Raw genomic sequence first — 11,440 nt, 5'->3', positions numbered from 1 at the left:
TTCTCTCCCAAATTATTACTATTTGTGCAATACTGTTCTCACTTTGCCAAGAAGAAATCTTTGTGTCGGTTTTCCAAATCCGTCAATCGCTTTATACCATCTTTGGTAAACCGCATTTCGACATAAGTGAATCATTTATCGCTTTCCTGCACGTTTCGGCGACAAGCTGATCTTTATTCGCAAAGTGAGCGTAAAATCCGCGATGCGTTAAGCCTGCACCCTTCATAATTTGCGGCACGCTCACCTCTTTAATGCCTTTCTTGCGGAATGCATCTGCAGCACTTCCCACGATTTTTTCACGAACTTTCATTTTGTGTGTTTGGGTATAAGACATGCCTATCACTCCCGTAAAACATGTGCCCTAAAATATTATAATCATCATATTTTAGCCGTCAAATAGGAACAGAAAATGACGGAAATAGCTGAAAGTGGAGAGGATGTGGCTGGATGCAACGCCGCCACATAGCCTTCGGGACCTGATCCAATAACCAAAGTGGCCGATGGTTTAAGCAACGTACATATGGAGAACTGACCTCAGACCCTTGTCGTAAAAGACCGTTTTCTGCTCCGCTTCAAGTACTGCTTGTTTTCTGTACTCCGCCTGGCTGACGGCATCGTTCCCTTTTACGGTAAGAAGCAGGCCTCCTGCAACAAGTAAGATTGCGATACCAAAATATAAACCTATTTTAAGCTTCATTGTCCCGTTCTACCTATCTTGATTGTCCCTAGACTGTATTTGTTTATTTTCTTGTGTTTTTTTTGCTGCGTTGCCGGCAGCCTCCATGATCACTTCTCCCATGGTGGGATGGGGATGGATAGTCATCGCCAAATCCTCCACGGTTGCTCCCATCTCAATCGCCAATGCAAGCTCTGAAATGAGAGTTGACGCCTCTGCCCCAACGATTTGCGCGCCCATGACGATGCCTGACACCGGATCGGCGACCACTTTGACAAACCCTACTGCCGCTTTCAGCGCCAACGCTCTGCCGTTTATCGAAAATGAAGATTTCCCAACGACAACCGGAATCGCTTTTGCCTTGCACTCCGTTTCAGTTAACCCGACGCTCGCCAACTCCGGCTCGGAAAAAACGACAAGCGGAATCGCTTTGTAATCGACTGCAGAATGCTCGCCCGCAATGGCTTCCGCCGCAACCTTGGCTTCATAAGAAGCCTTATGGGCAAGTGCAGGTCCGTTTGCAATATCGCCTATTGCGAAAATATGCGGAATCGCCGTTCTGCATTGTTCGTCTGTTTCTATCAATCCTCTGCTCGTTGTCGGCAATCCGATACGGTCCAGCCCCAAGCTCCCGTCCGTATTCGGTTTTCTTCCGACAGTCACTAACGCATATTCAGCGCGAACAAGATGCTCTTCATCTTTTTTTAAATAGTGGAGGGTAAGCCCTTCCGTATCCTGTTCAGCTTTAACGGCTTTCGCCCCCGTAATGATGGTTACGCCGTCTGTGTTCAATTGCCTTCCTACAAGAGCTGTAAGGTCCGCCTCAAACCCGGGCAGCACTTGTTCTCCTCCCTCGAGAATCGTCACCTTGGTGCCGAATTTGGCAAACATTTGTCCCAGCTCCACGCCAATATATCCCCCGCCTATAACGACCAGACTGGCAGGAAGTTGAGAAAGCGACAGCGCTTCTGTGGAAGACAAAATACGATCGCCGAATGGCAAAGCCTGCAACTCTATCGGACGAGAACCCGTTGCCAATATTGCGTATTTAAATGAAATCAATTGTTCCGTTTCCGGTCCTTTCATCACAACTGTATGCTGGTCAATAAAGCTTGCCTCCCCCTCGAGAATCGTTACTCCAGCACTTCTTAACAAGTAATGCACTCCACCGGACTGTTTGTTTACGACCGCTTGTTTGAACGCTTGAGCCTCCTCAAAGGATACCGAGGCGACCGCATGATTCCATTGACTGTGCAAATTGTAGCGGTGTGCTTCCGCTATCAACGATTTGGAAGGAATACAGCCTATATTCGTGCACACTCCGCCAATTTGACCGCGTTCGACAACGACCGTCGTCATTCCAAGCTGCGCCGAACGCACCGCAGCCGCATAACCACCCGGACCTGAGCCAATGACCAAAGTATCTATCTGTTTAAGCTCGCTCATCTCCCTTGCGCCTCCCTAAATAAAATATTATGATCGTAATATATTATTATCATCATATTTTGGAGCGGTCAATAGTTCCCTAGAAATTGACGTGTTAAATTATGACGACTATAATATTTTTAAATATGAATTTAAATGTGAAGAGGTGACTGCAATGCCCTATCCTGAAGGCCATAAGATCAAAGTTCGAGGCCGTATCATCGAAAGTGCCGCCAAAGCGTTTCGTACAAATGGAATACGCGACATCAGCGTTCCGTTCATTATGAAAGGAGTCGGTCTGACCCATGGGGGATTCTATTCACACTTTGACAATAAAGAACAACTAGTCTCGGAAACGTGCCAATATGCCATAAGCGATACGATATCACTTTTGCAGAAAGCAGCTGAGAAGGAGGAGGGAAAATCTAAGATCGATACGGTTATCGATTATTATTTAAGCACGTATCATCGTGATCAAACTGAGATGGGTTGCATTCTCCCCGCTCTTTCCAGTGAGATATCCAGATCATCCGATGAGGTGCGTCAAGTCTTCACCCGCGAACTGCAACGGATGATTGATTTTATTTCCACTCTGGCACAAATCAATAATTCCACTGGGAGTGCAGTTCTTAGCATGATGGTTGGAACGCTTGTGCTAGCTCGGTCGGTTAATGATTCTAAGCTTAGCGACAGCCTCCTGGAAACGGGCAAACAGCAGGCTAAAGGGATAATAAAGACCAATCAATAAAAATAGCCGACACGGCTGCTTTTGGATCATTCACCAAGCAAGTAAAAGGGATGTCTATCCGATTTCCTCTACTACAAATATTGTGGTCGTGTATTTCCGGACTCAAAGTTAACCTAGAAAATAACTTGTGTTCTCTAATACTCAATAGCCGGCATAACTACTCAAATACAAAAAGAAAGAGGAACTGTCTGACGCCCACATGTTAACAAAAGTACTATACAGCGAATTAGATCGATCAACTAGCTGCAATAGTTTATACACTTCAACATCTGTTACAGAAGCGGGGATTTGTGAAAGTAAGTTTATATTATTGAATGAATCCTCTCTAAGATCTGATTCGTATCCAAAATTAATAAGCTTGCGTATTAATAACGGATGATGAGTAAGCCCTGCCATCAGAACGTGATAATGTTGACCGGGCCCAGGAAGTTAGCCAAGAAAAAACGCTGCTTCAACGGCAGCGTTTCTCTGTTAACGTCTATGAAATCCTTGTTTCTCCACAAATTCCTTCATAAACATTCTAGTAGGTTTGGACAGCATTGCTGCCATTTGGCCTGTCCAAGTATCGCTTCTCTCTCCGCCAGTCCGCTGCAAGTAGTACTCTTGAATCGTTTTGTTGTATTCTAACAGTTGTGCCTGTAGCTCATTTTTATCTTCATTGTATCCCTCTTCATGATAGACATGTTCAAAGGGGAGCCGCGGTTTCTTACTTGATTCATGCAAGGGATAACCAACAGTCATAGCGAACAGCGGAATGACCCGCTTGGGGATCGAAACCACCTGTGCCACTTCTTCCACATTATTACGCAAGCCCCCAATATAACAAATACCAAGTCCCATTGACTCGGATGCAATTGCAGCATTTTGGGCTGCCAGTGCCGCATCGATTACAGCCACCATATATTTCTCTGCACTTTCAAGAGAAGCTGTAATATCTGCTCCTTCCATTTCTGCTAGGAGCTCATGGCGATACAAATCTGCGCAAAAAATGAAGAGGTGTCCGTTTGTTTCCACATATGGCTGATTCCCTGCCAGTTCAGCAAGTCTTCTCTTCTTTTCTTTCTCTTTCACGCCAATGATTGAATAGGCCTGAATATAGCTCGATGTAGAGGCAGCCTGTGCACAATCTATAATCGTACGGATTTGTTGGTCAGTGAGCGGGCGATCTTCGAACTTTCGGATCGAGCGATGGTGTAACAACGTCTTGATCGTTTCATTCATTTGGCATCCCTCTTTTTAATAATCGATAATGGTACCAAGTCTAAATACCTCCTGATCTTCTGTCAATGAACAGGTATAGTGAAAACTGTAAGTTACGTCCGTCAAATTCGTAAAAAGGCATTTGGTATAACCAGCTGCTTTTAAAAACCGACTACCTTTGTGTTTGGAATGTTGAACTATCGAACCGGTTAGCACAATCATGCATTTGTATCAAGCATCGCTGGTATATTTATTTCTTTCACACAAGAGGCCTTGGAAAGGTTCATGACGCATTTAACCAACGAAACGATATCTTGAAGGGGAATCTGTGTGCCATTATAAGCCGATAATACTTTCTCTATTCCGTCTTCATAAGGAATTTGGGTAGCAATTTCACCTGGATTTATACATGTTACACCTATTCCATACTTCTTTACATGTTCCCGTAAAGAATTGCAAATACCACGCAATCCGAATTTTGAAGCTACAAATGAAACTTGTGTAAATTCATTATTTTCAAGACCTGCCGTAGATCCGATTAAGATGATTTTTGCGTTATCTGATTTTTTTAGATTCGGTAACAGCTTTTGGATGCAAGTAATTGCGGATGTTATATTTACATGAATAATTTTAGCAATTTCGTCCGGATCATCTTTCTCAAAATCATATCCATCCCTAAATCCTTTGCTCTCCCAGATCCCAACATTATATATTAATACGTCTATAGTAACGCCATTTATTGTCTTCGCAATCCTATTGCTTACATCGGATAACGATAGGTCAGCTTCTATCCAATATCTATGGACACCATCGTTAAGCTTCAAACTCTCTGGACGACTTCTGGAAACCATCCATACGTTATCACCCGTATCAGGCAATTCTTTGACGAATGCCTCACCTAATCCTTTACTCGCTCCGAAGACAATAAAGTTTTTCATATTTTCCTCCCATGCGGTTTTTTTCCATTATTTTAATTGCATTTTTCTACTTTGTAAATAATTATGTTTAGTTATTTACAAAGATAGGTTCATGCTACCGATTTTGGGAGGATTTTCGTTATCCTGCCCGTTAGTTTAACGGCACCAGTAAAATCGGAACAAAAATCTTTGGAGTCAGCTATCGCTAAGCTTTCAGACAAAGAGTTTGACTCATTTATTCACAATTTGGTAATGGCTAACAAGCGGGATGATAAAGAACTGAAAGAAAAATCAAAACCAATTAGAGTAGAATTTGAAACATAGAAAAAACTCCTCTAACGTTGGAAATACAAGTTATACAACAGCAAGAGATGGAAGTAAACGTTTAGAAGGAGTGTACATATTTAATGCCCACGATTATAAATTGGGCTTTGGTTCATTTGTAGCTGTCTATGTAACTAAAAAGACCAACTCAACGTTAGAGTATGGTTCTAAATATGTTCATACCTATGATACTGTATCATAGAGCGGTAATTTCCAGGCTAATTTCGCTTGGGAAAAATTGGGTAATACTGGTGGTGCATCGTTTACACTTACTCCAACCACGACAGAGAAAACTTGGCAAGTCTGGGCTGATGGTGCATTACATTCGGTAATCCGAGTGCTTTTTTTAACTTAAGAAAGGAAGAAAACACCTTATGAAGAGATTTTCCATAATATTCGGTTTATCCCTCATTTTGGCTTCATGCAGCACAACATCATCGGAGCCTACGCAGAATCAATTCGCAATTACTTTGACCGATGTATTCAAACATCAACACTCCTCCTCGATCTTTCAGTTTGAACTTATTACGAAAGAACTCTCCAATGTAAAAGACAAAGAGAGGTTAGCTTATCTTTCAGGAATGATTGATAGCTATTTGATTCCGAACCCCCTTTTCCTACCATCCATTATTTTTACCAATGGAGAAACAAAACAGATTATAGCCGATGAACAATTACAATCCGAAATCGTAATCTTGTACCAGAATAAAAAAGAATATCTTAAAAAAATTCAGTCATTAGTAAATGAGAATAACATCAAGGAGATCCAAGGTAAACAAGATGAACTCAAGAGACTAAGTCAACTTATGGAGAGAATAAATGATGATCGGCTTTTCAGTAAAGATAAGCAAAAGGTTGATTCTTATAAGAAAGATCTAGAAACTGTTATTCAGGCATTCCCCAAATAAGAAAATAATATATCCGTTGCCCGAATCCGAAGGTAAAACATGATTTTAGAAGTGCTCAGTTCTACATCCTACTCATCCAGCTTTGCTCAAAGGCATAACGTGCAAGTTGAACTCTATTTTCCAAATGTAGCTTTTGGAGAATATTTTTCAAATGGTTTTTTACGGTATGCTCGGAAATGACCAGCTTGCTTGAGATATCTCTATTACTCAGGCCCTTGGCGACCAGACCTAGTATTTCACGCTCTCTGCTGGTTAACTTGCTGGGCTGAGCTACATCGGAGCCTATTGGCGCGAACTCTTTCAAGATGCGAAAAGCGAGCTCCCGCGTCATGGGTGTCTCATCGACAGCAATTGCTCTCAAATATTCGTGCCATGCTTCCGGTTTCATATTTTTTAATAAATAGCCTTGTGCGCCCTTTTTAAGTGCATCGAACAGGTGCACAATATCGTCCGAGACGGTTACCATGACCACTTTGACATAAGGAAGTTTTTCCTTCAGGCATTTAGTAGCCGCCAGCCCGCCCATTCCCGGCATTTGAATATCCATTAGGATCAAATCAGGCATCCACCGTTCGCTAAGAATGATCGCCTCTTCGCCGCTGCTCCCCTCCGCTACCACTTCAAAGATCGGGTCGCTTTCCAGAATCATACGTATTCCTTCTCTGGCCATTTCATTGTCATCTATGATCATTACTCGAAATGTTGACATTTACATTGCCTCCTTTACAATCGTGACCATCGTTTCTCCATCTTTTCGTTCGTAGTTTAGGTTCCAGGACATATTGTTAGCGCGATCCCGCATCATCTTAAGTCCATAGCTGCTTCCTCCCATCTCCTTCTCCAGATCAAATCCTTTTCCATCATCTATGATCTGACAAATCCATCCATTTTTGTTTGCCAACGCGTGTACACGTACACAGGTAGCATTCGCATGCTTATGTATATTGAGTAATGCCTCTCGAACAATGGCTAATAACTCCACTTTATCTTTAGTTGAGAGGAGAGATTCTGGAATTTCCCATTCTGTTTCAAATTGCATATTGGTTTCACGGCGCAGCTCGTCAATCAAGCTCTCCACTCCTTGCAGCCACGGTATTCTGTTTACATCTGGCGCATACCGTAGATTTGCGATGGCTTGCCTTACGTAATCGTTCGTGTGATGAACGCTCTTTTTGAATTTGTCTATAAGCAATTCGTCTACCTGCTTCATGCGCTCAATCCGTGATACCTGGGCATTTAAGAAGAATAATGATTGGGCGATACCATCGTGCAACTCCCGAGCAATTTGCTCGCGTTCCTCCAAAATCGCCTGTACAGCCTTTGAACGATTCAATTCCTCATGATTATGCTCGATCATCGCGAACAATTGTGTCAGAAACAACAGGCTTACCACTAGCACAATGACAGGAGCAAGCCAATTGCCAAGCTCCATGGAAATATAGGGGAGCAGAAACTCATGTCTTACATACTCCCATGTGCCAATCGTTAATGTAGGAATCGTCAAAATCAACCATTTCATTTGTTTATAAGTCAACCTAAAAATCCCCTCTCTGATATGACGTGTCCTTAGAGAAATAACAAGAGACCCGGCACATTGAAAAATCGTAACGGGTCTGTTTACGTGCTTATAGAAGAAAGAATGAGGCGTCATGGATCATTTTCTTTCCTCCTTTATTCAGCGCTTTACCGGCAAAAGCCGCATCGATTTGATAATCGGATGACCGCTCCCTTCTTCCAGCTCTACGCATGCTTCTACCTCAAATACATCTCTGAGCATCTCAGCGCAGATTACTTCACTTGGCTTTCCGTGAGCATAGACGGTGCCTTGTTTCATGACAGTAATTCGATCGGAGTATGCTGCGGCATGATTCAAATCGTGCAGTACCATAATAACTGTCATGTTTTGAACGCGGTTTAAATGCAGGACAAGTTCCATGATTTCGAGTTGATGACAGATGTCCAGATAAGTTGTTGGTTCATCTAGCATCAATACTTTTGGCTGCTGGGCTACTGCCATTGCGATTCGAGCTCGTTGGCGTTCCCCGCCCGACAGTTCGAGTACGCTTCTTTCCGCGAATGCTTCCATGCCTGTTAGCTTGAGCGCGCATTCCACGATCGCCCTGTCATCGTCGTCAAGTCGCTGCATAAACCCTTTATGAGGAAAACGTCCGTACGAGACCAAGTCATACACGCTGATATCTGACAATCGTTCCTGCGATTGTGCAAGCATGGCCAGATGACGAGCGAACGGCTTCAACCCCCACTCCTTCGCCTCTTTTCCATCAACATAGACTACGCCGCTTTCTTCCTGCAGCTGGCGGGAGAGCACTTTTAATAACGTGCTTTTCCCACAACCGTTCGGACCCAAGATACTGTGAATGAGTCCTGATTCAAAGCGAATATTTACATGGTTCATGGCCGTATTTCCGCGATATTTGACAACCAGATGCTCTCCACGAATCATTCTTGCATCCCCCTTTTTCTAAGCAAATACAGAAAAAAGGGAGCGCCGACAGCACCCATCATAATCCCTACAGGCAGCTCAACCGGAGCAAAAATAATTCGAGCAAGCGTGTCGAATATGGTCAGTACAGCTATACCAAGCAATGCTGTGACAGGAAGCAAGATTCGATAGTCGTTTCCGATCAGCAACCTTGCAGTATGAGGAACAATCATACCGACGAAAGCAAGCAAACCAACAACGCTGACCGCGCTGGCAGCCAGGAGCGCCGCGATGGCTGTCACGAGTAGTCTCGTACGCTCGACATGCAAACCCAGCCCTTTCGCATCCGAATCTCCAAGCATTAAGATGTTCATTCTCTGAGTGGTCATTAGTGCGAAAAGGGTACCGATTATGGAATAAGGAAGCAGGATCTGTAAATGAGGCCAGCTTTTCGCCGAAAGTCCGCCCACAAGAAATAGCAATGCTCCATTCACCTGCTCACTATAAAATACAAGCAGACCTGAAGTACCCGAACTAAAAAAAGCAGAAACGGCCACCCCGGCCAATATAATCCGCCCGGGACTCGCCCCGTTTTTCCAGGCAAGTGTATAAATGAACAGTGCCGCCCCAAGCGCTCCCAGGAAAGCGGCAGGCGTCATCAGGTATGCATAAGCCGGAAACATGACAAGCATGGCAATACCGAAAAATCCCGCTCCCGATGATACACCAATAATGTGCGGGTCCGCCATCGAATTTCGCATGACTCCCTGCAGCAAAGCACCCGCGAGTGAAAGATTGATCCCAATCAGACCAGCAAGCAGAGTTCTTGGTAATCGGACGTTCCAGATGATCTCCCGTATCGAGCCTTGCTCGCTTCCTGTAAATACATGAATAATTCCCATGAGGCTTACTTTTACTGCTCCACTGACAAGGCTGAAAATTACCCCCGCCGCAGCCAATAGGATTAAAATCAAGAGGACGCCAATTCGCCAGGATGTGGTTTTCCGAAACCCCGATGTCGATTTATTTTTCATAGGTATCGGGATATACCAGCTTGGCGAGATATTCAAATGTCTGATCGATTTTCAAACCTGGCGAATTCACAAAATCGGATGGTAAAAATATCATTCTCTTCTCTTTTACAGCCCGAAGCGATGCCCATGCAGGGTTGCTTTCCAATTCATCTTTGAGCTTTTGGCGCCCGTATTCCTCCGTTCCATATACAACCATGAAAAGGTAATCCGGATCAGCCTCAATTAATTTCTCGATGCTGTAGGGCACGGAACTTGGCATTTGACCAGACTGCATATCTTCAGCCGCATTTTTCAAGTTCAATTTATTCGCTATATCGAGTGCAAGGTTGCCATTTTTTTGAATGGATATCCCATTAGATGCGATTGTAATGAAAGCAAATTTTAGCGACCTATTTGGCACTTTGGTAATAATCGTCTGGATATGGTTTTCCGTTTCTTTCCATGCTTTTTCCGATTCTGCTTCTTTTCCGATGATTTGTCCGAACAGCTTTCCGGTTCGTTGAATATCGTCATAGCTATTGATATTCACTAAAGCGAGCGGTATTTGACTGGTAACCAGAGCGTCTTTCAAATTCGCATGAAAACGAGGATGCCCAATTACAAGATCTGGCTTCAAGCTTGTGACTTTTTCCAAGCTAACCTGGTTAATTTCCCCGATATCCTCCACCGCTTTAGCCGCATCTGGTACGGGCGTTCCCGATGCTTTGGCTCGTGCGATCGCTGCACCCCCAAGCTGGTAGAATAGACCAAGCACCTCTGTATTCAGAATGACCACGCGTTCTGGTTTTTTCACTAAAACAACCTCTTGTCCTGTATCGTCAGTAAAGGTGAAAAAAGGCTGCGGGTTGGAAGACGACGTGTTGTCTGGATGACCGTCATGGTTCGAATAGGAACTACAACCGATCACAGCGAGCAACAATATAAGACTCAGCAGCGCACACGTAATCCTGATTTTCATTTGCATTCCTACCTTCATTCAGCTTTTTGGATGGAAGGAATAGCTCCATGCTCGTCAAAGCGAATATCGTATTCCATGAATTTTGCCGTATCTGCTGCTACTTTCGTTCCGAGCAATCGACTTACCATATGAAAGGCCATATGGATGCCCGCAGAAATGCCTCCGGAAGTGACGATCCGATCCTCATCAACAAATTTGACACCTTCGACGACAGTTACTTTGGGGTATTCGCTTCTCATGCTATCCAGGCTTGCCCAATGCGTTGTCGCACGTTTACCATCGAGCAATCCGGCCTCGGCCAGTAGCAAAGCACCTGTACAAACGGATGTCATCCATTGAACCTCTTGAGAGTGCTTACGGATCCAATCGAGCAATACTTTGTTGTGGATCTCACGCCTGGTTCCTGCCCCTCCCGGAATAACTAGCAAATCATACGCAGGAGCGGTATGTATGCTATAGTCGGGAATCACCTTTAAACCGTTTCTCGCTGTGATAAAATGACCTGATTCCGAAATCGTGGTTACTTGGAAAGGCTTACATTCATTCGTTTGACCGCGATTCAGCGCCGTCACGGAAAACACTTCAAACGGACCCGCAAAGTCAAGCACTTCTACGTCGTCAAACAATAAGATACCGATCTTCCAAGGTTGCATAAATACTCCTCCTATCATCGTTCATGCTTTAGCATGGATTTGCGGCAATCCATCATCTGCAAATGTAAGTAAGAACAATTTTCTATGCCCAAATTATATAGAGCGGCCAAGGAAGGTAGAATGACTCACAAGAGCTATTGATGTGGCTATTATG

General features: G+C 43.9%; 12 protein-coding genes and 1 pseudogene. 2 read left to right on the top strand and 11 right to left on the bottom strand.

What is annotated here, in order from left to right:
• Positions 1-124: 124 nt before the first annotated feature.
• The 3 genes and pseudogenes from HP570_RS00265 to lpdA all read right to left on the bottom strand — a co-directional run.
• Positions 125-334, bottom strand: a pseudogene (locus HP570_RS00265) (TetR/AcrR family transcriptional regulator); the annotation flags it as partial.
• 171 nt (positions 335-505) lie between these two features.
• Positions 506-697 carry a hypothetical protein gene (locus tag HP570_RS00260; protein ID WP_173624549.1) on the bottom strand — a complete coding sequence of 64 codons (192 nt, stop codon included), beginning with the start codon at positions 695-697 and terminating at the stop codon, positions 506-508.
• A gap of 9 nt (positions 698-706) precedes the next feature.
• Positions 707-2,122 carry a dihydrolipoyl dehydrogenase gene (gene lpdA / locus HP570_RS00255; RefSeq protein ID WP_173624548.1) on the bottom strand — a complete coding sequence of 472 codons (1,416 nt, stop codon included), beginning with the start codon at positions 2,120-2,122 and terminating at the stop codon, positions 707-709.
• A gap of 154 nt (positions 2,123-2,276) precedes the next feature.
• Between lpdA and HP570_RS00250 the strand changes: the two genes are divergently transcribed.
• A complete protein-coding gene (locus tag HP570_RS00250; protein ID WP_173624547.1) occupies positions 2,277-2,849 on the top strand; it encodes a TetR/AcrR family transcriptional regulator in 573 nt (190 codons plus the stop codon).
• A 471-nt stretch (positions 2,850-3,320) separates the two neighbouring features.
• On the opposite strand, the gene nfsA is transcribed toward HP570_RS00250, so the two are convergent.
• Both nfsA and HP570_RS00240 read right to left on the bottom strand, forming a co-directional pair.
• Positions 3,321-4,070 carry an oxygen-insensitive NADPH nitroreductase gene (gene nfsA, locus HP570_RS00245; RefSeq protein ID WP_173624546.1) on the bottom strand — a complete coding sequence of 250 codons (750 nt, stop codon included), beginning with the start codon at positions 4,068-4,070 and terminating at the stop codon, positions 3,321-3,323.
• A gap of 197 nt (positions 4,071-4,267) precedes the next feature.
• The gene (locus HP570_RS00240; protein WP_173624545.1) at positions 4,268-4,987 is read right to left on the bottom strand and encodes an SDR family NAD(P)-dependent oxidoreductase; all 720 of its coding nucleotides are present in this window, start codon (positions 4,985-4,987) and stop codon (positions 4,268-4,270) included.
• 677 nt (positions 4,988-5,664) lie between these two features.
• Between HP570_RS00240 and HP570_RS00235 the strand changes: the two genes are divergently transcribed.
• Complete coding sequence (locus HP570_RS00235; RefSeq protein WP_173624544.1) at positions 5,665-6,198, top strand: hypothetical protein; 534 nt, start codon at positions 5,665-5,667, stop codon at positions 6,196-6,198.
• 61 nt (positions 6,199-6,259) lie between these two features.
• On the opposite strand, the gene HP570_RS00230 is transcribed toward HP570_RS00235, so the two are convergent.
• The 6 genes from HP570_RS00230 to HP570_RS00205 all read right to left on the bottom strand — a co-directional run bounded on the left by HP570_RS00230 (position 6,260) and on the right by HP570_RS00205 (position 11,286).
• On the bottom strand, positions 6,260-6,907 hold the full coding sequence (locus HP570_RS00230) for a response regulator (RefSeq protein WP_015891291.1): 648 nt from the start codon (positions 6,905-6,907) through the stop codon (positions 6,260-6,262).
• On the bottom strand, positions 6,908-7,732 hold the full coding sequence (locus HP570_RS00225; protein ID WP_173624543.1) for a sensor histidine kinase: 825 nt from the start codon (positions 7,730-7,732) through the stop codon (positions 6,908-6,910). It lies immediately after the preceding gene.
• A gap of 141 nt (positions 7,733-7,873) precedes the next feature.
• Positions 7,874-8,662 (bottom strand): ABC transporter ATP-binding protein, encoded by a 789-nt coding sequence (locus tag HP570_RS00220; RefSeq protein ID WP_173624542.1) that lies wholly within the window; start codon positions 8,660-8,662, stop codon positions 7,874-7,876.
• Positions 8,659-9,675 (bottom strand): FecCD family ABC transporter permease, encoded by a 1,017-nt coding sequence (locus HP570_RS00215; protein ID WP_173624541.1) that lies wholly within the window; start codon positions 9,673-9,675, stop codon positions 8,659-8,661. Before HP570_RS00215 ends, HP570_RS00220 begins: the two co-directional genes overlap by 4 nt.
• Positions 9,665-10,633 (bottom strand): ABC transporter substrate-binding protein, encoded by a 969-nt coding sequence (locus tag HP570_RS00210; protein ID WP_173624540.1) that lies wholly within the window; start codon positions 10,631-10,633, stop codon positions 9,665-9,667. Before HP570_RS00210 ends, HP570_RS00215 begins: the two co-directional genes overlap by 11 nt.
• Positions 10,634-10,647: 14 nt before the next feature.
• Entirely contained in the window at positions 10,648-11,286 is a 639-nt protein-coding gene (locus HP570_RS00205; RefSeq protein WP_173624539.1) for a DJ-1/PfpI family protein, read from the bottom strand.
• Positions 11,287-11,440 lie beyond the last annotated feature (154 nt).

The sequence above is a fragment of the Brevibacillus sp. RS1.1 genome (genome assembly GCF_013284365.1).
Lineage (GTDB): Bacteria > Bacillota > Bacilli > Brevibacillales > Brevibacillaceae > Brevibacillus > Brevibacillus brevis_D.
This window is presented reverse-complemented; position numbering and strand designations above follow the sequence as displayed.

Coding starts and splice junctions, on each gene's coding strand:
- HP570_RS00260 (WP_173624549.1), bottom strand. CDS start 697: ATGAAGCTTAAAATAGGTTTATATTTTGGTATCGCAATCTTACTTGTT.
- HP570_RS00205 (WP_173624539.1), bottom strand. CDS start 11,286: ATGCAACCTTGGAAGATCGGTATCTTATTGTTTGACGACGTAGAAGTG.
- nfsA (WP_173624546.1), bottom strand. CDS start 4,070: ATGAATGAAACGATCAAGACGTTGTTACACCATCGCTCGATCCGAAAG.
- HP570_RS00230 (WP_015891291.1), bottom strand. CDS start 6,907: ATGTCAACATTTCGAGTAATGATCATAGATGACAATGAAATGGCCAGA.
- HP570_RS00220 (WP_173624542.1), bottom strand. CDS start 8,662: ATGATTCGTGGAGAGCATCTGGTTGTCAAATATCGCGGAAATACGGCC.
- HP570_RS00240 (WP_173624545.1), bottom strand. CDS start 4,987: ATGAAAAACTTTATTGTCTTCGGAGCGAGTAAAGGATTAGGTGAGGCA.
- HP570_RS00215 (WP_173624541.1), bottom strand. CDS start 9,675: ATGAAAAATAAATCGACATCGGGGTTTCGGAAAACCACATCCTGGCGA.
- lpdA (WP_173624548.1), bottom strand. CDS start 2,122: ATGAGCGAGCTTAAACAGATAGATACTTTGGTCATTGGCTCAGGTCCG.
- HP570_RS00235 (WP_173624544.1), top strand. CDS start 5,665: ATGAAGAGATTTTCCATAATATTCGGTTTATCCCTCATTTTGGCTTCA.
- HP570_RS00210 (WP_173624540.1), bottom strand. CDS start 10,633: ATGAAAATCAGGATTACGTGTGCGCTGCTGAGTCTTATATTGTTGCTC.
- HP570_RS00250 (WP_173624547.1), top strand. CDS start 2,277: ATGCCCTATCCTGAAGGCCATAAGATCAAAGTTCGAGGCCGTATCATC.